Here is a 22,356-nt window from a genome sequence, read left to right as displayed (position 1 = left end):
ATTCAATGTTAGCACCTATACTTTTAGTATAATGATACTAAGTTAGTAAAATAGATGAACTAAAATTAGGAGAATGAATTAATGACGAACCAAAATAAATACCCTTTAATATCAGGTAATCTGTCGCTTGATCTAGTAAACACAGAAGTTATAAGACATGGAAACCGTCTAGATTTATTACTATCTGAACAAGACTTAATTGAATGGATTCACACTTTAAAAGTCAATACAACTCATTCTTTTTTGCAAGATGAGCTTTTTATAAAGATAAATGATGAAAAGAAAAAAGTGTTATCCGCAATTAGAAATATGCGAGACATTTTAAGAGAAAACTTTGAAGTGATAGCTGATAAGGGGATAATATCGGGAGACTTCGTATCTTATTTAGAGAAAAAAATTGAAAAAGCACCTTTTACCTATAAACTTGTGAACGAATCTCTAATTCCTTGTCCAATGGGAGAAATAGACGACATTATTATATCTTTCATTTCTTTCGACGTTTTGACCTTAATTGAGCAAAATGAGTTAAATAAGATGAAAAGATGTGCTAACGAAGAATGTGTGCTTTTATTTATAGATCAATCCGGAAGACGTAAATGGTGTTCAATGAAAATTTGCGGTAATAGAAAAAAAGTTAAACGATTTCAACAAAAACATGAAAATAATTTATGAGATCTCCCTCTAAAGGTAGATCTCTTTTTTATTCTGAGTCAAACTAACCCTTAAATATAAATTTGACAGGTTAGTTTGATTGGTGTAAATTAAAGGAAATAAAAAAGGGAGGGAAAACATGGAAACTAAATCAGTCACAGTACCTAAAGGTCATTATTCTATTCACCTATTATCTAAAATGAAAGGAAAAGGAAGAAGTCCATTAAAAGTAAATAGTAAGGATGCTTTTACTGGCCTTATAGGGGGATTTTTAACAATATTTACTTTAGTTATCTTAACTAACATGACTTCAACTGCTTGGTTAATGGCGCCATTTGGTGCAAGTTGTGTTCTTGCATTCGGTGCTTGGAATGCTCCGTTATCACAGCCACGGAATATTATTGGAGGACATCTTGTATCAACTCTTGTCGGCTTAATTTGTTTTCATCTATTCGGGAATGAAGCCTGGGTTATTGGATTAGCGGTAGGTTTATCGATAGCACTAATGATGATGACTAAAACGACCCATCCGCCAGCAGGAGCTGATCCACTTGTTGTTATCCTTGGTGCTTATACTTGGAGTTATTTAGTTTCACCAGTTTTAATTGGGGCCTTAATCATTGTGTTTTTTGCATTAATTATTAATAATTTCCGAAGCGACCGCGAATATCCGACTTTTTGGTATTGAAATATTTTGGAGGGATCAGTTATGAAGAGTTATCTTTTCAAACAATTACGTTTTGTTAGAAATCAGACTTTATCTCATGTTGATGGTGTTAATAATGAAAGTTCACATTGTATACCGAAAGGATTTAACAATAACATTAAATGGAATTTAGGTCACATATATGTTGTTCAAGAAAACTTCGCATTTCGGAATTTTGAAGATAAAATGTTGATTCCAAGAAATTTTAAAAATTACTTTGGTCTAGGAACGAATCCAGAGCATTGGGATGCAGCTGTACCAGATATACATGAATTAATTCAATTATTAACAAACCAAGTGATAAGAGTAGAGCAAACGTTAGAAAGTCAATTAAAAAAATCATTTGGGAAACCCTATGTAACTTCAACAGGTATGGAATTAACAACTGTAGAAGAGTTTCTTAGTTTTTGTTTATATCATGAAGGGATGCATTTCGATGCAATTAAATCAATCAAGAGAACTTTCGAGATTGATTGAGTTTTAAGTTCTTTAGTTAGAAACTGTGTTATATCACCATAAAAGCACGTTCCTTTAAAAGTGATATAAAACAAATAGTGGAGAATGTATTATGAAGGAATTTCTGCCCACTTTAAAGAATATTGTTATTTGTTAGTGGATTTAAGTTGAGATAAGAAGAGAAAGGTGAGATGAGAATGGCCCAAATTAAGATTTATGGAGTTAAGGATAGGTTAAATCCAATTAAGGAAGTACTATCGAATGTTATTCATTCGTGTATGATGGAAGCACTTGAACTTCCTTCAGATAAGAAGTTTCATAGATTTTTTCCAATGGATCAAGAAAATTTTTATTATGCAAATGAAAGAACCGATGCATATACCGTAATAGAAATTAGTATGTTCGAAGGTAGAACGATAGAAACTAAGAAACAATTAATTAGGCTATTATTTGAACGCTTAAATAGTGAATTGAATATATCCCCTAAAGATCTTGAAATTACAATTTTCGAAACACCAAAACATAATTGGGGGATAAGAGGATTACCAGGTGATGAGTTAGCATTGAATTACAACGTGAATGTGTAAGAAATAGGCGGTCTATTGTAGGCTGCTTTTTTAATTTTTAGAACATTTGGAGATAATCTCTTAAGAACTACAACTGATTGAAAAATTCTTAACTAGGTAACTCGATATCCAATTTTATGGAAATGTGATAGAGTTAAATGATAAGTCACTAAAAAAGGAGATTTTTAAGTAGATTGGAGTTTTTTTATGAAAAAAGTAGTTTTAGCAGGGGGAACAGGCTTCATCGGTGAATATTTTCAAGAAAAATTTAAGGAATTAGGATATGAGGTATCTATCATATCAAGGCAAAAACAACATATTTCTTGGGAAGATCAAACTGGAATCATAGAGGCATTGGAGAATAGTGAACTTCTTATTAATCTTGCTGGAAAATCTGTGAATTGTAGATACAATGAAGAGAATAAGAATGAAATAATGAATTCAAGGATTAGGACCACAACAATCCTAGGAGAGTCTATACAGGCATGTAATAATCCACCTAAGATTTGGATGAATTCCAGTACGGCAACTATTTATCGACACGCAGAAGATCGTCCAATGACAGAAGAAAATGGAGAGTTTGGTTCTGGATTCTCTGTTAATGTTGCAACAAACTGGGAGAAAACCTTCTTTTCCTTTGACTTACCAAAAACGAGACAAATCGCATTACGCATTGCTATTGTATTAGGTAAGAACGGCGGAGTTATTATACCTTATCGAAATTTAGTGAAATTTGGACTCGGAGGTATTCAGGGAACGGGAAATCAAATGTTTAGTTGGATACATGTCGAGGACTTGTTTCAAATCATTCTCTTTTTGAAAGATAAAGAAGATTTAAATGGTGTTTTTAATTGCTCTTCACCGGAACCTGTTAGTAATCGTAAATTGATGCAAGAACTAAGAAAAACGATGAATATTCCATTCGGTATACCATCACCCAAATGGGTGCTGGAGATTGGCTCCATGCTAATTAAAACTGAAACAGAATTGGTATTAAAAAGTCGGTGGGTTCTTCCAGAGCGGTTAGAACGTGAAGGTTACACGTTTACCTTTGGAACTCTTGATAAGACGTTACAAGACATTTTGTGAATTTAGATGTTCACAACCGTGCGAAGCGTATTCTTTATAAAATAAGAATATGCTCTTTTTTATTTCATAAAGTAAATTTTAATAATGAATTAGGATATATATGGTAAAATGAAAAAGACTTTATTAACAAATAAAATGAAAAGAATGGGCAGATTAGTTGTACAACTCAATCTGTAAAAAAATTAAAAGGGGACAATTTATGTCTTTCTTCATACCTTTTATAACGGCATTAATACCAAGTCTTGTTATTTTGATGTTTTCGTGGTGGTTCGGAAAACGAGGTTATCCATTGTTTGTAAGAATCCTGCCTGGAATCCTATTAAGTGTAATGGCCATTATTATCTTTTATATTAGTATTACTCAAATCAGGGGATTTGAAGGTGGACTATATGGCATATTTAGTTTCGTTTTAATCATATTAGGCATTATTTCTTTCTTTATCGGAATAAAGGTTACTGCTAACCGTAATTAAATATATTTAATATTATATTTCCCCACTAACAGGTATTCGATGAGAAAAGATCTTCAACACACAAAGGGATTTCAGAACGAGTAAAAACGATTTTTGTTGTGTAAAAATAAAGGATATAAATGTTAGAGTTGTGTTGATTTTTAGATTAAGTACATAATAATACAAAATTTTTTTACTATGGGGGAATATAGTTTGCCATTTGTAGAAACGAACAGACTTAAGTTAGTTACTTTTACAGTTCAGATGATGGAGTCTTTATTAATAAGTAAAAGTGAACTAGAAAAGATCGTTCCATATAATATAGCAGAAGGTTATCCTATGGAAGTTTATAGACAATTTTTCGCTTATAAGATTGAGAGGTTTCGAAGATTTCCTGATGAGAATGAATGGGAAGGAATAATTATTAATAAGGAAGATAACACAATTATAGGTGACATGGGATTTAAAGGTGGACCAAACGAAGAGGGAATTATTGATATAGGTTATAGCATTGTACCAAACTACCAAGGTAAAGGATATGCTACGGAAATGGGAAAAGCAATGGTCGAATGGGGATTATCTCAACCAAATGTTAAAAAAGTAGTAGCAACTTGTGATCATGATAATCTATCTTCCCAAAGAGTTCTACATAAAATTGGATTTTCCTTAACGAATACGACAGATAAAAAGCTTTATTGGTCTTATTAAGGGGGAGTCTTCACTGGTATCGAATAAAATTAAGACAAGTGGGAAAAAGCATGAAAACAAATACAGAATATGATGTATCAAAGTTTAGAAGGTTTTTAATACTTTTCCCTCCATTGTATTTGGTTCATGATATCGAAGAAATCCTAACCGTTGAGAAGTTTCTTAAAGAAAATTCAAATATAATACCCTTTAGCGTAACAACTTTGGAATTTTCATTTGCGTTTACTTTACTATGGATTTTTGCTTCAATAGGCTGTTATAAAGCATTCTATGGCAACAGGTTTATTGGCATGAAACCAGCTACTTTCCTTGCATTCTTAGTACCTGGTATTCTTTTAGCCAATGGTATCGGTCATATATTGCAATTCTTTTTCTTCAAAGATTATGTTCCAGGCATCATTACATCAACATTGATTTTAATTCCTTACTCGTTTTTTACAGCTAAGTTTCTTATTTCTGAAAGAGTAATGACTAAAATAAGAATTCTTAGCTATCTATTATTAGGGTTTATTGCCCAAGCACCTCTTGCGCTAATGGCACTTTATACTTCAAAAATCCTAATATAATTGTTTATTGCATAACGGGTGTCCTTCCTAATTGAAATATTACAATATTTTTCATAACCAGCTCTTTAAAAATGTTATGGTTTATGGAAAGTACATGGTAACCCCAACGTTTGTATTTTATACGTTAAGGCATTTTAAGCATGAAAAGTCGGTTTCCAAGAGTGGAATCGACTTTTTATTTTTATTACTCAACAAATGTCTTTTTGCTATAAAGTATTCTCAGTAGATGATGTCTCTTTTGGAAACTATGATGAACGACAAAATTATTTATTGTAAATATGAGAGAAAAACTTTTTCAATACGTTGTATAAGGTGTAAAAGCTTTTACAAAAAAATAAGGGGAATTGTACATGAAGTCAAATGATAAAAATTTTATACAGCGATTACAACGGCAACAAGAAGACGCATTAGAATTTATAGTTGATAAATATTTATCACTAATTAAAGGGATAACATATAAAATTCTATCTCCACTTGAAAATGAAGGAGCAATAGAAGAATGTATAAACGACATATTTCTTTCAATATGGAACAATTCGAACAAATTCCATGGAGATTCTACAGATTTCAAAAAATGGATTTGTGCAATTGCTAAGTTTAAAGCTATTGATTATTACAGAAAGTCTAGTAAGAAAGTGGAATTCACCTCAGATTATATGGATTTAAATCCTGAAAAATCAGTAGAAGATCAACTCATTATGGTCGAAGACAAAACGGAACTTATCAAGCTAATAAATATCTTAGAGCCTGTGGATCGAGATATTTTTATCATGAAATTCTTTCTAGGTTTAAATACCGGGGATATATCTAAAAAACTAGGGGTAACCAATACTGCGATAGATAATCGAATTTATAGAGGGAAAAAGAAACTAAATAGCAAAGCTACGAATCTTAATTTAGGAGGTAGTATATTGTGAAGGATATCTATGAATTATTAAATGATATAGACATAGACGAAAGTGAATTTGAGGAGATGGAAGTAAGTGAATTTGAAAAGGCAAAAGTAAAAAAGACACTAAAAAAATCATTAAATAAGAAGAGAAAAATGAAGGGGTGGAAACGGAACATTACTGCAGCAACGATTATCTTCGGCTTATCGGCTTCAGCATTCGGATTAACGTTCCCTGCCTATGCTGGTAATCTTCCTGTCATAGGAGACATTTTTAGATTTTTGGATAATGGAAGAACTGGCCTCTATGATAATTATAAAGAATATTCTACAGAGATAAATATGACAGAAGAAAGTAAAGGGATTAGCGTTACGATAAATGACGCTATTTATGATGGGAAAACTGTGTCTGTAACATATTCAATCGAAAGTGATCGAGATTTAGGAAATGATCCTTATATTTTAGGACACCTAGACATAAAGGGTTCAACAGGACATGCAGGTAGCTCTACCATATCAAAGTTAGACGAAAATCACTATGTTGGTCTTATAACGGCTAGCAGCATGAATCTTAAGAATGAAGATATAGTGAAAGTAAACTTGAATATAGAAAGTATAACTAATCAAGAAAAGGAGGAAGAAGTTAAAGGGAATTGGAGTTTTGCACTTGCTTTAGATGCAACCGAAAGCAATACGCAACAATTAAGTGATTATAGCGTAGAGGGGAATGGAGTACAAGTAAATGTTAATGAAATATCTATCACACCGATGTCCTTTATTGTTTATTATGAGCAAATAGTTTCTGAGGGAATCAGAAACACATGGCATGGCGTAGACGTAGAGTTAGAAGTGAAAGATAATTTAGGAAATCGTTATTCAGGTGAAGGTAATGGAGGATCAGGCGATATTGATGGATATAATATTAATTGGAGTAAAACATTTGAAAAATTAAACGAAAAAGCATCGAAACTGATCATAACTCCACACATCACCTTAAGGGAATATACTTCTGAAAATTTTGGCTCTGTCGAAATAACCGAGAATGGAGAACATATAGAAATTCCAATTCCAAAGAAACCTGGTAAGGGCAAAGAAGAATTTGTATTAGAGGATATTGTTATTGAATTAGGGAGTTAATGTTAGGAATCTTCAGCAAAATATAGCGCAAGAGTAGAACAAGGAGCCGTCGATACGACAGCTCCTATTGTTTTGGAGTTTAAAGGGTGCAGATCATGATTTTTTAAGATCTTTTTTTACTGGAAATTTTAAAAGGGCTTTATAAGCAAAGAAGAATTCGAGCAACATCGTGAAGAAGTAGAAAAGGTGTGAATTGGTTCAAAAAGAACAGTAAAAGTAGAATATCAATTAAGAGTTGGAGATTATTCTCTCCACTGTTATTAATACTTACTTATCTTCAACTTTTCCTATTATATCCGCTCTATCAACTGGGCCAATCACTCTACTATCAACACTATGTGGTGCATTATCTCCAATCAAAAAATATTCATGATTTTTTAATTTAATTCTTTTTTCTGGAATACGATCATCCATTGTATCAATATCTGAAAACACAAATTCATGATCTACTTCTTTTTCATTAACATATATCTTTCCTTTTTTTATAAGAACATTTTCATTTGGTAAACCAATCACTCTTTTTATGTGCTTATCTTCTTCTGTTATATTGAATAAGACTAAATCTCCTCTTTTAATTGAATTGTCTTGGTAATAATTCAAATCAACAATTACTGTTTGTTGGTCTTTAATAGTTGGTAGCATGGAAACTCCTCCGAATTCAAATTTTGCTTTATTTCCCGAACACCCTACTAAAAATACAAAAACTAAAAGTAACGTACACAATTTTTTCAATTTTCATTACCCCTCTATGAACAAACAATTAACAAGTTTCATATGATTAATTTTTCCAAGTCTCATTTTAACATAAATTTACAGTTAGAAAGCTAATAAATTTTGATAATCTGCAACATCGTATATCCACCAATAGTTTGTTTGGTTGAAAGATAATAGCTTTGATGTTTTCATATAGAAAAGGTGAAAATGTTCAGAGTGATTTTTCGCAAACAAAGTTCGTTTGAATAAAACGTCCTTATTTTAAATAATAAAAATAAAATATGGAATAATTAGGGAAACTTAGCTATAATTTCTTATATAAAAAACAATCATTCCCGTTTCGGTTTGATTGTTTTATTTTTAATTCAAAATTAGTACCTGATACTAGTTGTAGATGATAAAAAAGGTGGTAACTGATATGCTTAAATCAAAAGCACGTATAACAGCAATAGGCTCTTATGTACCAGAGAAGAAACTAACAAATGACGAACTGGAAAAACTAGTTGAAACATCTGATGAATGGATTGTCCAGCGCTGGTATTAAAGAGAGAAGAATTGCAGCAGAGAATGAATTTACAAGTGATATAAGTTTTAAAGCAATCCAAAATTTAGCTGAACGCTATCCAACTTCTATTGAGGATGTTGACCTGATTATTTCTTGTACTTTAACTCCAGATTTTAAAACACCCAGTGTTGCTTCAATGATCCAGGCTAAATTGGGTTTAAGGAATTGTGGAGCATTAGACTTAAATGCTGCTTGTGCAGGATTTACATATGGATTGCATGTTGCAAATGGATTAATTACATCTGGTTTGCATAAAAAAATACTAGTGGTAGGTGCAGAAACTCTGTCAAAAATAACAGATTATGAAGATCGAACGACCTGTATTTTATTTGGTGATGGAGCTGGAGCAGTTCTTGTAGAATACGATGCAGATCAACCAAGTTTCATTTCAGCACATTTGGGGTCGGAGGGAGAAGGAGGTAAGCATTTATACTGTTCAAACTTATCAGATCATATGTTTGAACAAGAAATAACCAATACGAATAAAATTGTACAAAATGGTCGTGAAGTTTATAAATGGGCTGTAACAACTGTACCAAAAGGAGTAGAAAGTGTTTTGAAAAACGCTGCCATCCCTATAAAAGAGGTAGATTGGTTTGTTCCTCATAGTGCTAATTTAAGAATGATTGAGTCCATCTGTGAAAGAAGTGGGTTACCACTAGAAAAAACGTTATATAGTTTAGTTGATTACGGAAATACTTCGTCCGCAACAATTCCCTTATCTCTTGACAAAGGAGTCTTAGAGAATAAATTAAAAAAGGGAGATTTGGTATTACTGTATGGTTTTGGTGGGGGACTAGCACACGCAGGTTTATTGATTAGATGGACTCTATAGGTCAATGTGATTTTAGGAGGAAAAATGTATAAGTTCATTAGTACTTTGCTATATGCATTAACAAGAATGTTAAATTTGTTAAAAGTAAAAGGAAAAGAAAATTTACCTACTCACACTAGGTTTGTTGTTACATGTTCACATAAAGGGTGGGTGGATGTGATCATGCTTGCTCTAGCTCTTTACCCAATTCCAGTTCATTTTATGGCTAAGAAAGAACTGTTTGACTCAAAAATTACAGGGAAATTTTTACGTTCAATTCATGCTTTTCCTGTAAATAGGGAAAATCCAGGTCCTAGTACTTTGAAGATTCCATTGAAGCTGTTAAAGGAAGAGAAATGTGTAGGGATTTTTCCAGGTGGCACAAGAACCACTGAAGAGATACCATTAAAAAGAGGGGCAGTAACAATTGCTTTAAAGGCTAATGCTCTTTTAGTTCCTGCGGCATATAATGGGCCAATTACCTTTAAGGATTTACTACGAGGTAAGAAATCAACGATCATGATAGGTTCTCCAATAGAATTGAAAAATGATGGTAGGAATCGTGATGAAGTAATAGATGAGTATGTAAAAAGACTGGATAGTGAAATTAAGCTTTTGGAGAATAGGTAGAACCCTGGTCCGTTAGTTTACGAAGGATTTTAAGGTTGAATAAATAAACAAAAACTAGTTTAGATAAGTGTCCTAGCGATTGAATCACTTCAATTTGTTGAATATTAATAGTAAGTTTTCTATGGTTCTTAGGATTCTGAACATCCTGTCATGTTCAGCAAGCACACGTTTATGCTAGAATTTAAATGAAATACTAATCATAAAAAGTGAGGATAAACGATGATTGCAAAAACAGAAGAAGATTTTAATGGTTTGAAGGAAATTGGCAAAATTATAGCCTCTATTAGAGATGAATTGGTGAAAAGAACGATTCCTGGAATAACGACTAAAGAACTTGATGATATAGCCGGAGAGCTTTTTAAGAAAGAAGGAGCAGTTTCAGGTCCGAAAAGTGAATATAATTTTCCTGGCTATACTTGTATTAGTGTTAATGAAGAAGTAGCACATGGTATTCCTGGGCATCGTGTTATACATGAAGGGGATCTAGTAAATATAGATGTTTCAGGTTCAAAGAACGGTTACTTCGCTGATACAGGAATCTCGTTTGTAGTAGGAGAAGGGGAAGAAGTGTTAACAAAAATATGCGACGTTGCTAAAGAAGCATTTGAAGCAGGTCTTAAAAAAGCAAAACCTGGTTCCAGAAAAAGTGGAATCGGAAAAGCGGTATTCCAAAAAGCAAAACAGCATGAATTAACTGTTATCAAAAATCTTACAGGACATGGTATTGGACGTACATTACACGAAGCACCTGAACATATTTATAACTATAATGATCCATGGGATGATGAATTGTTAAAGGAAGGGATGGTTATCGCATTCGAACCATTTATCTCAACCTTTGAAGAAGAAGTATTCCAAAAAGAAGACGGCTGGACCTATGCTACAGAAAGAAGCTATGTAGCTCAATTGGAACATACGATAATCCTTACTAAAAATGGTCCGATTATTGTTACACTTTAATTCAAGCATACGTGAAATAGAAAAATAGATGGAGATTGCTTACTAACGTGTGGCTTTAATTTAATAAGCGGGAAACAAAAGTCAACATACAAAGTTGGCTTTTTTTGTATGCATTTGGGTATTTTTGTTCACTACTAATTTCTTGTCAAACTGACGGGTGATAATTAGTTAAAAGAAGGAATATGCCTAAGATTGGTAGAATAAGTAAAAAAAGATATAAATCTTAACGTCTAAATATTAATAAGAGCGAAATGTCTACAGGAACTAACGAAGTAAAAAGTTAAACCAAAAAAGCGCGGGGGTTTAAAAATATGAGACAATTGGGGACGCTATATTTTTTCTGTGGAAAAATGGGAGCTGGAAAATCAACTAAATCAAAACAACTGGCGAAAGATAAACATGCTGTACTGTTGTCTGAGGATGAATGGCTTTCATTTCTTTATCCCAATCAGATCACATCATTTGATGACTATCTAAAATTTTCTGCACAGCTCAAGCCGTTGGTGAAAAAGCATGTCCAAAATATATTAAGTGTCGGTACAGATGTAGTGATGGATTTCCCAGCTAACACTCAAAAGCTGCGAAAGTGGTTTTTGGATATAGCGTCGGGAGTCAATGCAAGCCATCAACTACTTTTCCTTAATCTTAATAACGAGCAATGCTTACGTCAAATTGAACAAAGGCGTAACGAACAACCCGAAAGAGCAGCTTTTGACACGGAAGAGGTGTTTATTCATGTTACAAGGTTTTTTGAAGCACCCGAGGTTTCAGAGGGGTTAAACATTTTACAGATTAGCGGAAAAGAATAACAATGAGTTCAATGATACGTGTGTTAAAGAGTACCTTCTGTTTTAGGAGGTACTCTTTAGATATAAAACGTAAGAAGGGTTTTAATGTATAAATGTTAAAATCGATGTAACTTTGTGAAGTGGTACACTTAAATGAACGGGTAGCTTTATCTGAAAAACGGTCATCACAATTGGGCACGGTCCTTGAATAAGGAGTGCTTTTTTTCATTGGTTAAGGTATTCCTTAAAAGGTGAATTTTAGTTAAGTGTTGAATATTATTTAATAGTTAAAATTCAGAGAGCTGGTGTGGTAATGAAAGTTATATTAGAAAAAGCAACTGCCAATAACGCCAAAGAAATTTTTGATATTCAAATTGAGGCCTTTATGCCATTATTGGATAAGTATAAAGATTATGAAACTAATCCTGCAAATGAAAATATTGAAAAAGTAGTATCAAGAATTAATAGACCTGATGGTGGTTTTTATAAGATCGTAGCTGATAATAAAATTGTAGGTGCTATTTGCATTTTTACCAATGAGGAAACAAAGTTTTGGATTAAATTTCAATGTTTATTCTACCTACTTATCAAGGAAAAGGAATTGCACAGAAGGCAATACAACTAATTGAAGGAATGTTCCCCCAAGCAACTTCTTGGGAATTAGCCACATTATTAGAGGAAGAAAGAAATTGTTATTTGTATGAAAAAATTGGCTATAAAAAAACTGGAATAACCAAGAAGTTAAACGATAACGCAACGCTTATTTTTTATAAAAAGATATGTAATTAACTTTTTTTCTTTAATATCTTCCTTGACCTTTAAATGAACGAAGCAGGATCACTTAATAACGAAACTTTTAGGAGTGGTAATCGTATTTAATTATTAAAATTGTGTAGGGAAGCAATTTTGTGTTGTTCATAAGCTATTGAAAAACCAAATGACTCCAGGGGTAAAGCTGAGGACTTCCACAGCAATATTGTGAAACTTTTTCAATATTGTTTCGTAGATAAATAAAAGGGAGTGTTAAGGTTGAAAAAATATGTTGTCTTTATTTTAAATTTCATTTTGCTGTACATAGTATTTCAGATTTTGTCAGGTTTGCTCCTGACAGCTCTTTATTCTCCAAATTTTTCTTCAATTAACAACAATATGAGTCAAGAGGTTGCGTTTGGAGAGACTTCAATCATTCCATTTTTAGGAACTATATTAGTTGCAACTTTGGCTTACTTTCTGTCACAAAAAATAGTTACATCAAACAATAAATAATTTTAACGGGTGCTTTAAAATCATAACCATCTTTCACAATCAATGTGCTGTTCTTAATTAAGGATAGCTGCTTTTTTGTTTAAAAGGCCAGATTTCAAGCATGTTTAAAACTGATTCTTTTAATGGAGGCATTATAATGTGGTTAATATTAGGAATTATTGCCATAGTAGCAACTTTTATAAATCTTTATCTGTATCAAACAGGAAAAGATTATAAGCTTGCGATGGCAATGGGATTATCATTTACAGCATTAACACTCTGTGCGGAGCATAGCCTTGTATCTAATTGGGTAAAAGCTGAGGATTGGTCTGCTTTATTGGATGTTGTACCTACTATGGAAATGGTATTATGGTTTTTAACAATTGTTTCTATCTTACTAAATATTGCACCTATACTTTTAGAGCTAAAAAATAAAAAAGCACATTAGCTTAGCAGCTGTCATTACGGCAGTTCTTGATTCTAATAGTATCGAGACAGGATGCCACTCATTGAAGCAGTTCGTGTCCCGATATTCTCTGAATCGAGACAGGGTTTCACTCATTAAGGCAGTCTTTGTCTCGATACTCTCGGAATCGAGACAAGATTCCACTCATTGAAGCAGTTCGTGTCCCAATACTCCCAGAATCGAGACGGGATTCCACTCATTGAAGAAATACTTGTCCCGATACTCTCGGAATCGAGACAAGATTCCACTCAATGAAGCAGTTCGTGTCCCAATACTCCCAGAATCGAGACGGGATTCCACTCATTGAAGAAATACTTGTCCCGATACTCTCAGAATCGAGACAGGATGCCACTCATCGAACCAATTCCTGTCCCGATTCCCTCAGAATCGAGACAGGATGCCACTCATCGAACCAATTCCTGTCCCGATTCCCTCAGAATCGAGACAGGATGCCACTCATCGAACCAATTCGTGTCCCGATTCCCTCTGAATCGAGACAGGATTCCACTCATTGAAGCAATTCGTGTCTCGATTCCCTCTGAATCGAGACAGGATGCCACTCATTGAACCAATTCCTGTCCCGATTCCCTCAGAATCGAGACAGGATTCCACTCATTGAACCAATTCCTGTCCCGATACTCCCAGAATCGAGACAGGATTCCACTCAATGAACCAATTCTTGTCCCGATTCTAACTCTATCAAGACAGGATTCCTCTCATCGAACCCTACTTTTTAAATAGTTCATTCAATCTTTAACTATCATTAACAACTAATGTTGATAGCAAACCAGTGACTTCAAAACAAATCTCCCTTTCACCGGTACCAACCAAAATAAAAAGACTTCCATCACTTAACACATAAATGGAAGTCTTTAGCAGCTAGGCAAGCTATTTCTTGATCAATTTTAATAAAGGTTTTGAAATAATCGGCGTCAATAATCCTGAAATAATCGCTTCAGTTATTCCATTGGTCGCGACAATGGTCATCAGCGCAGGCAAAAGCTGCTCCATGTCTAACTCCAAGAAGTTTGCATATGGCTCCCGGTAAAATAAATAAATTAATCCAAGCACTAAAACGGTATTTGTTAAAGATCCTAGCACACCGGCAATACTCATTCTTACTGTTTCATTGAGCTTTTTGCTAAGCATTTTGTGGAACACATATGCAGCAACTACACCAATTAAAATTCGGGGCAAGACGGACACAAGCGGATTCGTGAATACAATTGGTGCTATTACGCTTGTCGGGGCGACAAAAGTTCCTGATGAACGTAATCATTCCCCAAATCCCACCTATGATGGCTCCTTCCTTTGTTCCGAGGACGATCGCTGCGATAATGACCGTTACCTGAATAATTGTCAAGCTAAGCGGTCCTATTGGGATATATCCTAAAAAAGGGATTGATGTTTGAATAATGATAATGGCAGTAAGCATCCCTAATAGAACCAATCGGAATGTTTTATTATTATTGTTCATGAATAAACTCCTTTAACTTTTCGTTGTTATTCTACAAATAAAAAAGAGAACATACTTGTTATAACGCAATTTGTTCGAAAGTTAAACAATTTAGTTCTAGAAAAGCATCGAATTATTGGTATTGCTGTAATATCTTATTAAACTTGATGATCTATGTAAAGAGCTTGAATTAAAAATAAAATACAGAAGGAAAAAACTGGGTTTTGTTGAATGTATAAAAGTAATGTATAGAGAGGAGAAACTATATGAACCTAGCGATTATTAATACGATCAGAACGAATAATTTTAAAGATGAAACTATTATGCAGAAGATTACAGAAATGTGGAAAGAAGCATATAGTCTTTTGAATAATCAAGACATAGTTACATATGGTCTGTATTATCAATACGAAAGTAACTATAAAGGCGATTATTCGTTAAGCGTTGCTATAGAAGGTAGTAGTGAAAACAATTCTGAGATTAACATTTCAAACACCAGTAAATATGAAATTTTTAAGGTAGATTCATCGGATGAATATGGAATACTTAATACATGGAAAGAGATATGGGAACGTGAAGAGAGAGGAAAATTAGATAGAGCTTACTCATATGATTTTGAAAAATATTATCCCGATGGTCAAGTTGAAATTTACATAGCAATAAAATAGTCCTATCACTTAGATTGAAATTTTAAACTAGGGGTTGGTTACATTATGACAATAAAATGGGTTGAAATAACAGAAGAAACTTTAGAACACTATAAATCTGCTATGAAATTATACGATCAGGCATTTCCAATTGAAGTGCGAGAACCACATCAAACCTTTTTAAGAAGTATGCAATATACAAAAGCCCAAATAATTATCATTTCTTAGTAGGGCTTGAAGATAACCAGCTGGCTTCGTTTGCTACAGGTCACTATTTTGCAAAAATAAATGCAGGTTTCATTGTATATATTGTGACGAATCCAGAAATCCGTAATAAAGGACTAGGCTCAAAAACATTATTGAAGATAGAAGAATTGTTAAATAAAGATGCCCTTTTAGCAGGAAACTTAACAATGAAAGCCATTTTCTTAGAAACAGAAACACCAGAAATGGTACACACTGAAAAAGAAAAGCAAGATTGTCTTAAAAGATATCAATTTTTCTCTAGAAATGGCTATGAAAAATGTAATGAAATATCATATCTACAACCTGCCTTACATGATGAAGTAGGAGATATACCACTAGATCTTTTTATTAAGAATTTAGACATTAATAAACGAAGTAAGGATGAAATAAAAAATGCCATCATAACCATTTATAAAGAAAAGTACCAGTTAGTAAATGGAATTGATAAAAGTATTATTGATAATTGTCTTAAAAAGATGGAGATAGAAGACGAGGAATGACAACACCCTTGATCTGAAAAAAGCAAATAATGTCGTAAAAAGAGGAATGGTTTTACCTTTGATCTAATTGACAGGCAAAAAGATTTAGACTATTCTAATAATAACAAATGCAACACAAAATTTCTTTTACTGGTTATGTAAGCGCTTAAATCGTTTGGTTGTCCTACTAACTTGATCATAGGATAAATCTTAATTGTTTTCAAAATTACTTCAAATGGTATATACCATTATAACCCAAGGCTTTATTTGCAAGAAGTAACTCACTATCATATATAATGATAGTGATTATTACTTGGAGGAAGTAGGAAATGTCTTATGAAAAAAATGATAGGAAATGAGGAATCAGTCCCGTTCTATAAACAACTTAAAGATAAGATCATCGAAGATATAGAAATAGGAAAGCTAAAGCATGGCGATAAACTGCCTTCAGAACGTGATCTAGCGGCTCAATATGGGATTAGTAGAATGACCGCAAGACATACTTTGTCAGCATTAGAAAGAGAAGGACTTGTTGAGCGTCGAGTTGGGGCAGGTAGCTTTGTTTCAAATAATAAAATTCAAATGGATTTTATTACGTTCAACAGTTTTACGAACGATATGCTAGGAAAAGGGTTAACTCCTAGTACACAGGTACTTTCAATAGGACATATGAAAGCGACTCCATTTTTAGCAGAAAAGCTGCAACTGCCTGAGGGTGAAACGCTGTTTACTGTAAAACGTCTTCGTTTAGTAAATGACCGACCAATTGCGATAGAGGAATCATTTATTCCAGAACAGTATTGTCAAAATATTAAAGACTTTATCACAAATGATATTTCTTTATATAACGTGTTAGAGAATGAATTTGGAATTAAACTTGTAAAGGCAAAAGAATTTATGAGAGTTACGTTTTCTGATGAAAATGAAAGTAAGCTCTTAAAAATTCGCTCTGAGAGTCCTTGTATTTTCCGAGAAGCGGTTGCCTTTGATCGAAACGACAAGGAAATTGAATTCTCTACCTCATTAACAAGAAGTGATATTGTTAAATTTTATTCAGAATTAAACCTAAAATGATCTTCATTTTAGGTATGATCTCACATTAAATGGTATATACCATTTAATGTTTTTCAGGGGGCTTCACAATGAGAGTAATTGGTGTTGGTGATAATGTAGTAGATAAATATGTTTACAAGCAAACCATGTATCCTGGTGGGAACGCTTTGAACTTTAGTGTTTATGCAAAACAATTGGGAGTAGACGCAGCCTATTTTGGCGTGTTTGGTGATGATGCTGCAGCAAATCATATTATTAAAACTCTTAACGGTTTAGAAATTGATTTATCTCATTGTCGCCAGCATAAAGGTGAAAATGGATATGCAGCAGTTGATTTAGTAGACGGTGACCGAGTGTTTATCGGCGGTAATGATGGCGGCATTCAAAAAGATCATCCTATTGTTCTTACGAAAGAAGACATCAAATATATCAAAACGTTTGACATTGCACATAGTAGCGTTTATAGCGATATGGATGCTGAATTGCATAAAATCAAAGAAGCTGGTGTTCTCTTATCCTATGATTTTTCCAATGAATATACTGATCAAAAATTAAAAACGGTTTGTAATGATGTTGATATTAGCTTGTTGTCATGTGGTCAACTGACTGAGGAAGAAGTAGAAGCACTTCTGAAAAAGACCCATTCCTACGGAAGTACATTAAGTATTGGTACGATGGGGCTCGCGAGGTTCAATGGTATATGATGGGGAAAACTTCTATAATCAGAAGCCATATTTTGTAAAACCAGTTGATACTTTAGGTGCAGGTGATTCCTTTTTTACAGCTTTTATTTTGCATTATTTAAAAGGTAAAAAAGAGAGTGATATTCAGGCTGAACTTATTAAAAGAAGTCTTGAAAAAGGTGCTGAATTTGCCGCGAAAACGTGTTTAGTAGATGGTGCATTTGGCCATGGCCTTTCTTATTAAAACCTCTTTTATAAAGAGAAAAAATAAATAGGTCCATTATATAGGAGGTGGTTAGTGAAGCGAGCTTATACGTTGGTAAAGGAAAACCAAAAATAAGGAGGGTCAATACATGAGAAAAATGGCAAAGACGTTAGGAATGGCGATGCTAATATTTGTTCTTTTGCTTACGGGATGTTCTAATTCTTCATCAGGCGAGGCAGAAGGGAAAACAGTCTTGAAATTTTTGCACAAGTGGCCGCAGCCTGAATATGCTCCATATTTTGAAGAAGTAGTAAAGGAATTTGAGGCACAAAATCCAGATATTAAAATTGATATGGAAGCAATTGCAGACGAACCAATTAAAGATAAGCTACGAGTTATTTTAGGTGGTAATGAAGTACCTGATATTATGTTTTCATGGTCAGGAGAGTTTGCTAGAAAATTTGTTCGTGCAGGAGCAGCCTTAGACTTAACTCCTTATTTAGAAGAAGACACTGCATGGAAAGATAGCTTTATTCCAGCTTCACTTCAACCATTTTCATCCGATGATAAAAACTATGGAATACCTCTTCGATTCAACGGAAAGTTCTTTGTATACAACAAGGAAATCTTCGACAAATACAATCTACAAGCACCTCAGACATGGGATGAATTTATGAATGTCCTAGAAACACTCAAACAAGGTGGAGAAACTCCAATTATTTTAGGGAACGAAAGTCCTTGGGCAGCGATTCACTATTTAACTGGCCTTAATCAGAAAATGGTCGCTCAGGATGTAAGAATGAATGATTATAATCCTCGCTCAGGAGAATTTACAGATCCAGGTTATGTAAAAGCGATGGAAATGTTTGCAGAACTAAATCAAAAGGGTTATTTAATGGACAATGTAAATTCTAGCTCACATGATATGGCAAAACAGTATTTCTTTACTGGTGAAGGAGGCATCATGTATGTGGAGTTAGAAGAATTTCAGAATGTTGAAGATAGCTTGTCAGCCAACTGGGGCTTCTTCCAAATGCCAGCGATTTCAGAAGGAAAAGGAAATCAAAACTATATTACGGGTGCACCAGATGGATTTATCGTTTCATCAAAAACAGAGCATCCAGAGGAAGCTATTAAGTTCTTAAAGTTTTTAACTAGTAAGGAAAATGCAATTAAACTAGCAGAACAAATTGGATGGCCTAGTCCAATTGATGGAGCCACGAACCCAGATACTGCCCTGCAGCAAGTAGTAGAGGGTGTTGATACGATGAAACAAGCAGAAGGAATGGCAGAATGGCTTGATACAGATGTTCACGCGAAGGTTGCAGATGTGTATTTAGCCAATATTCAATTATTATTGGACGGATCCAAATCACCTGAAGAAATCATTAAAGAAGTTCAGGCTGTTGCTAAAGAAGTTCAAAGTGAAGTGGAATAAAAGCTAATACGGGTAGGCAGTAGCCACCTACTGTTTACCCCCTCCTGGAGGGGACGTGATGAAAAATTATCGAAGCAGTCGAACAGCGTTATTATACATTTTACCTGCATTGCTGATTGTTGTATGTATGGTGTTTCTACCGATTGTTTTAAATCTTTACAATAGCTTTTTTCGATGGAATTCTTTTGGAACAGAAAAGGTCTTTGTTGGTTTTGAGTACTATATAAGACTTTTTAAAGATCCTGTGTTTTATACAGCATTAAAAAATAACGGTCTATATGCGATCATATCTCTCATTTTTCAAGTAGGCTTAGGAATAATTATTGCGGCCATTTTAGAAGATAAATTGATTCGTAAATTTCAACCATTTTTCCGTACCGTCTTTTTTATTCCATCTGTAATTTCGATAGCAGTAGTAGGATTGCTATGGCAGCTTCTCTACAATCCAGAGGTAGGGCTTGTAAATGGAACATTGGAGGCAATTGGTCTTTCAGAATGGACTCATTCATGGCTAGGAGATAGTAAAACCGCCATCTATGCAGTTGTTGCCGTTTCTCAATGGCAATATACGGGTTATATCACGATGCTATTTTTAATAGCGATGCAAAAAATACCGGATGAATTCTATGAAGCAGCGATGATCGATGGGGCCTCGAGAATTAAATCATTCTTTCACATCACCTTGCCTCAAATTAAAGAAATGATTCTTGTTGGTAGTGTGATTACCGTTATTGGAGCATTTAAGGTGTTTGATGAAGTCTATGTTATGACCTCCGGAGGACCAGGGCGTTCTACTGAAGTGCTAGGAACAATGCTTTACAGATCTGCTTTTCGAAATGACGAGATGGGCTACGCCTCGACAATTGGTACAGTTATATTTGTTATTACGTTAACCTTATCTCTGATACAAATGAAAATTGGAAAAACAGGTAAGGAGGTGTAATAACGACAATGACGATTAAAAATCGAATCTTTCAACTTGCTGTTATCGTATGGTTTGGGATTTTTTCTTTAGTTATTATCTTTCCCCTTATCTGGCTTTGCTTAAGTGGTCTTAAATCAAACAGAGATTTCTTTTTAAATACATGGTCACTTCCAGAGAAATGGCTTTGGGGGAACTACAAAGCTGCTTGGGATGCAGGGGTGGGAGATTTTTTCTTTAATAGTGTTTTTGTGACAATTGTATCCGTCAGTATCATCTTACTTTTGGGAGCGATGGCTGCTTATGGATTAAGTCGTTTTCAGTTTAAAGGCCAAAACATGTTGCTTGTGATCATCCTTAGTGGATTAATGCTTGCTCCACAGGTAAGCTTATTACCACTTTATAAATTACTCCAAGCAGTTGGTCTATATAATACGTATGGAGCATTAATTCTCCCATATGTAGCGTTTCAACTACCATTTGCCATTTTTCTTATGAGGTCCTATTTCCTTTCAATTCCTAAGGAGCTGGAGGAATCAGCGATCATTGACGGCTGTAATAGCTGGAAGGTATTTTGGCACATAATTCTTCCAATGGGGAAGCCCATTATCGCATCAGCTGCTCTTTTAACAGGGATGTTCGTCTGGAATGAATTTATGTTTGCCCTCGTTTTCATAGAGGATTCAAGTCTTCGTACAATTCCAGTAGGATTGATGAATTTGCGAAGTCAATTAAATACAAACTTTGGTATACAGTTAGCTGGCTTGGCAATATCCGCGCTGCCAATGATTATTGCTTATATTTTGTTTCAAAAGCAATTTGTACGAGGCATTTCCGCAGGTGGGGTCAAGGGATAATGGAAAGGGAGTATCTATTACTCCTCTTCTATTTGGTAGAAAATAACTGAAAAAGTGCTGCCTAAAATGGTATATACCAAAGTTAGGGTTAATACTCTAAACTATGTGCATTAGAAGGAGGGCTGTTATGTCAAAAATCAACAGATCGCAACTGACGGGGATGAACTTTCACTATCTGCACTATCCATTCGAGTATTTCTTAGATGCCATGGAAAAATATCAGTTCAATAAAATTGAGCTTTGGGGAGCTGCACCACATTGTTATGTGGAGGATATGAATGGATCTGATGTTCAAAAAATTAAAAAAGAAATTGAGAAAAGATCGCTAGAGGTTATTTGCTTTACACCAGAGCAATGTATGTATCCAATTAATCTTGCTGCTAAAGAAACTGTACTGCTTGAAAGAAGCATCTCTTATTTTAAAAAGTCGATAGATGTAGCGAACCAATTAGAAGCTCCTATGGTTTTAGTCACAGCTGGATGGGGCTACCGCAACGAAGAGAGAAGTGAAGCGCTTAAAAGAGCAAGAGATTCATTGGAAAGACTGTCAGCTTATGCAGAAAAGAAAGGAATTCTATTGGCGCTTGAGCCATTACAAAAGGTAGAGTCTAATTTAATTTGTACATTATCCGATTTAAAAGAAATGTTAACTTCCATTTCATCGCCATCCTTAAGAGGAATGGTAGATACAATTCCATTAGCTGTAGAGAAGGAGGATTTGAGTAGCTACTTTAAAGAACTAAAGGATAACTTTGTTCATATCCACTTTATTGATGGAAATCCTACCGGTCACCTAGCTTGGGGAGATGGCGAACTGCCATTAGAAAACTTTATAGCTACGTTAGCAGAATATCAATATGACGGGGCATTAACACTAGAGTTTACGTCAGCGCAGTATTTACAAAATCCAAATGCTGCCATTGAGAAGTCCTTACGAACGCTAGATCCATACCTTAAATAGGCTAGCCT

At 34.2% G+C, this 22,356-nt stretch carries 28 protein-coding genes and 2 pseudogenes; 27 read left to right on the top strand and 3 right to left on the bottom strand.

Annotation, left to right across the window (positions count from 1 at the left end):
- Positions 1–81: 81 nt before the first annotated feature.
- The 10 genes from MVE64_RS00470 to MVE64_RS00425 all read left to right on the top strand — a co-directional run bounded on the left by MVE64_RS00470 (position 82) and on the right by MVE64_RS00425 (position 7,219).
- Positions 82–672 carry a CGNR zinc finger domain-containing protein gene (locus MVE64_RS00470; RefSeq protein ID WP_247342669.1) on the top strand — a complete coding sequence of 197 codons (591 nt, stop codon included), beginning with the start codon at positions 82–84 and terminating at the stop codon, positions 670–672.
- Between the two features lie 118 nt (positions 673–790).
- Entirely contained in the window at positions 791–1,339 is a 549-nt protein-coding gene (locus tag MVE64_RS00465; RefSeq protein ID WP_247342666.1) for an HPP family protein, read from the top strand.
- A gap of 21 nt (positions 1,340–1,360) precedes the next feature.
- The gene (locus MVE64_RS00460) at positions 1,361–1,834 is read left to right on the top strand and encodes a DinB family protein (RefSeq protein ID WP_247342663.1); all 474 of its coding nucleotides are present in this window, start codon (positions 1,361–1,363) and stop codon (positions 1,832–1,834) included.
- A 176-nt stretch (positions 1,835–2,010) separates the two neighbouring features.
- Positions 2,011–2,400 (top strand): tautomerase family protein, encoded by a 390-nt coding sequence (locus tag MVE64_RS00455; RefSeq protein WP_247342659.1) that lies wholly within the window; start codon positions 2,011–2,013, stop codon positions 2,398–2,400.
- A gap of 186 nt (positions 2,401–2,586) precedes the next feature.
- Entirely contained in the window at positions 2,587–3,468 is an 882-nt protein-coding gene (locus tag MVE64_RS00450) for a TIGR01777 family oxidoreductase (RefSeq protein ID WP_247342657.1), read from the top strand.
- 199 nt (positions 3,469–3,667) lie between these two features.
- Positions 3,668–3,940: a YesK family protein gene (locus MVE64_RS00445; RefSeq protein WP_247342654.1), complete on the top strand. Its 273-nt coding sequence runs from the start codon at positions 3,668–3,670 to the stop codon at positions 3,938–3,940.
- Between the two features lie 192 nt (positions 3,941–4,132).
- Entirely contained in the window at positions 4,133–4,627 is a 495-nt protein-coding gene (locus tag MVE64_RS00440) for a GNAT family N-acetyltransferase (protein WP_247342651.1), read from the top strand.
- A 50-nt stretch (positions 4,628–4,677) separates the two neighbouring features.
- On the top strand, positions 4,678–5,193 hold the full coding sequence (locus MVE64_RS00435) for an HXXEE domain-containing protein (RefSeq protein WP_247342648.1): 516 nt from the start codon (positions 4,678–4,680) through the stop codon (positions 5,191–5,193).
- 350 nt (positions 5,194–5,543) lie between these two features.
- Complete coding sequence (locus tag MVE64_RS00430; protein ID WP_247342646.1) at positions 5,544–6,110, top strand: sigma-70 family RNA polymerase sigma factor; 567 nt, start codon at positions 5,544–5,546, stop codon at positions 6,108–6,110.
- Positions 6,107–7,219 (top strand): DUF4179 domain-containing protein, encoded by a 1,113-nt coding sequence (locus MVE64_RS00425; RefSeq protein WP_247342643.1) that lies wholly within the window; start codon positions 6,107–6,109, stop codon positions 7,217–7,219. The genes MVE64_RS00430 and MVE64_RS00425 overlap by 4 nt, the downstream gene beginning before the upstream one ends.
- A gap of 267 nt (positions 7,220–7,486) precedes the next feature.
- Here the strand turns inward: MVE64_RS00425 and lepB are convergent, their stop codons facing one another.
- Positions 7,487–7,951, bottom strand: coding sequence for a signal peptidase I (lepB, locus tag MVE64_RS00420; RefSeq protein ID WP_247342641.1), 465 nt, complete (start codon positions 7,949–7,951; stop codon positions 7,487–7,489).
- A 400-nt stretch (positions 7,952–8,351) separates the two neighbouring features.
- Here lepB and MVE64_RS00415 point away from each other — a divergent pair.
- From MVE64_RS00415 to MVE64_RS00385, 7 genes and pseudogenes are all read left to right on the top strand, one after another.
- Positions 8,352–9,333 (top strand): annotated as a pseudogene (locus tag MVE64_RS00415) (beta-ketoacyl-ACP synthase 3).
- Between the two features lie 24 nt (positions 9,334–9,357).
- On the top strand, positions 9,358–9,942 hold the full coding sequence (locus MVE64_RS00410; protein WP_247342638.1) for a lysophospholipid acyltransferase family protein: 585 nt from the start codon (positions 9,358–9,360) through the stop codon (positions 9,940–9,942).
- A gap of 219 nt (positions 9,943–10,161) precedes the next feature.
- Complete coding sequence (map, locus tag MVE64_RS00405; RefSeq protein WP_247342636.1) at positions 10,162–10,902, top strand: type I methionyl aminopeptidase; 741 nt, start codon at positions 10,162–10,164, stop codon at positions 10,900–10,902.
- A gap of 311 nt (positions 10,903–11,213) precedes the next feature.
- Positions 11,214–11,711: a P-loop nucleotide/nucleoside kinase family protein gene (locus MVE64_RS00400; protein ID WP_247342633.1), complete on the top strand. Its 498-nt coding sequence runs from the start codon at positions 11,214–11,216 to the stop codon at positions 11,709–11,711.
- Positions 11,712–12,003: 292 nt separating this feature from the next.
- Positions 12,004–12,479, top strand: a pseudogene (locus MVE64_RS00395) (GNAT family N-acetyltransferase).
- A gap of 240 nt (positions 12,480–12,719) precedes the next feature.
- Positions 12,720–12,956 (top strand): hypothetical protein, encoded by a 237-nt coding sequence (locus MVE64_RS00390; RefSeq protein ID WP_247342631.1) that lies wholly within the window; start codon positions 12,720–12,722, stop codon positions 12,954–12,956.
- A 136-nt stretch (positions 12,957–13,092) separates the two neighbouring features.
- Positions 13,093–13,383: a hypothetical protein gene (locus MVE64_RS00385; RefSeq protein WP_247342629.1), complete on the top strand. Its 291-nt coding sequence runs from the start codon at positions 13,093–13,095 to the stop codon at positions 13,381–13,383.
- A gap of 906 nt (positions 13,384–14,289) precedes the next feature.
- Here the strand turns inward: MVE64_RS00385 and MVE64_RS27265 are convergent.
- Positions 14,290–14,607 (bottom strand): ECF transporter S component, encoded by a 318-nt coding sequence (locus MVE64_RS27265; protein WP_281730438.1) that lies wholly within the window; start codon positions 14,605–14,607, stop codon positions 14,290–14,292.
- Entirely contained in the window at positions 14,543–14,878 is a 336-nt protein-coding gene (locus MVE64_RS27260; RefSeq protein WP_281730437.1) for an ECF transporter S component, read from the bottom strand. Before MVE64_RS27260 ends, MVE64_RS27265 begins: the two co-directional genes overlap by 65 nt.
- 245 nt (positions 14,879–15,123) lie before the next feature.
- Between MVE64_RS27260 and MVE64_RS00375 the strand changes: the two genes are divergently transcribed.
- The 10 genes from MVE64_RS00375 to MVE64_RS00335 all read left to right on the top strand — a co-directional run bounded on the left by MVE64_RS00375 (position 15,124) and on the right by MVE64_RS00335 (position 22,348).
- Entirely contained in the window at positions 15,124–15,525 is a 402-nt protein-coding gene (locus MVE64_RS00375) for a GyrI-like domain-containing protein (protein WP_247342626.1), read from the top strand.
- 45 nt (positions 15,526–15,570) lie between these two features.
- On the top strand, positions 15,571–15,732 hold the full coding sequence (locus tag MVE64_RS00370) for a hypothetical protein (RefSeq protein WP_247342623.1): 162 nt from the start codon (positions 15,571–15,573) through the stop codon (positions 15,730–15,732).
- Entirely contained in the window at positions 15,699–16,250 is a 552-nt protein-coding gene (locus MVE64_RS00365; RefSeq protein WP_345740846.1) for a GNAT family N-acetyltransferase, read from the top strand. The genes MVE64_RS00370 and MVE64_RS00365 overlap by 34 nt, the downstream gene beginning before the upstream one ends.
- A gap of 315 nt (positions 16,251–16,565) precedes the next feature.
- A complete protein-coding gene (locus tag MVE64_RS00360; RefSeq protein ID WP_247342621.1) occupies positions 16,566–17,303 on the top strand; it encodes a GntR family transcriptional regulator in 738 nt (245 codons plus the stop codon).
- A 68-nt stretch (positions 17,304–17,371) separates the two neighbouring features.
- Positions 17,372–17,986, top strand: coding sequence for a PfkB family carbohydrate kinase (locus MVE64_RS00355; RefSeq protein WP_281730436.1), 615 nt, complete (start codon positions 17,372–17,374; stop codon positions 17,984–17,986).
- The gene (locus tag MVE64_RS27255) at positions 17,976–18,209 is read left to right on the top strand and encodes a PfkB family carbohydrate kinase (protein ID WP_281730435.1); all 234 of its coding nucleotides are present in this window, start codon (positions 17,976–17,978) and stop codon (positions 18,207–18,209) included. The genes MVE64_RS00355 and MVE64_RS27255 overlap by 11 nt, the downstream gene beginning before the upstream one ends.
- A 109-nt stretch (positions 18,210–18,318) precedes the next feature.
- On the top strand, positions 18,319–19,608 hold the full coding sequence (locus MVE64_RS00350; protein WP_247342618.1) for an ABC transporter substrate-binding protein: 1,290 nt from the start codon (positions 18,319–18,321) through the stop codon (positions 19,606–19,608).
- A 58-nt stretch (positions 19,609–19,666) separates the two neighbouring features.
- A complete protein-coding gene (locus MVE64_RS00345; RefSeq protein ID WP_247342615.1) occupies positions 19,667–20,551 on the top strand; it encodes a carbohydrate ABC transporter permease in 885 nt (294 codons plus the stop codon).
- 8 nt (positions 20,552–20,559) lie between these two features.
- Positions 20,560–21,387 carry a carbohydrate ABC transporter permease gene (locus tag MVE64_RS00340; protein ID WP_247342612.1) on the top strand — a complete coding sequence of 276 codons (828 nt, stop codon included), beginning with the start codon at positions 20,560–20,562 and terminating at the stop codon, positions 21,385–21,387.
- 127 nt (positions 21,388–21,514) lie between these two features.
- Complete coding sequence (locus tag MVE64_RS00335; RefSeq protein WP_247342610.1) at positions 21,515–22,348, top strand: sugar phosphate isomerase/epimerase family protein; 834 nt, start codon at positions 21,515–21,517, stop codon at positions 22,346–22,348.
- The last annotated feature ends 8 nt before the right edge of the window (positions 22,349–22,356 follow it).

This window comes from Metabacillus endolithicus, from assembly GCF_023078335.1.
Classification (GTDB): Bacteria; Bacillota; Bacilli; order Bacillales; family Bacillaceae; genus Metabacillus; species Metabacillus endolithicus.
The sequence above is the reverse complement of the archived record's forward strand: the minus strand, read 5'-3'. Positions and strand labels throughout refer to the sequence as shown.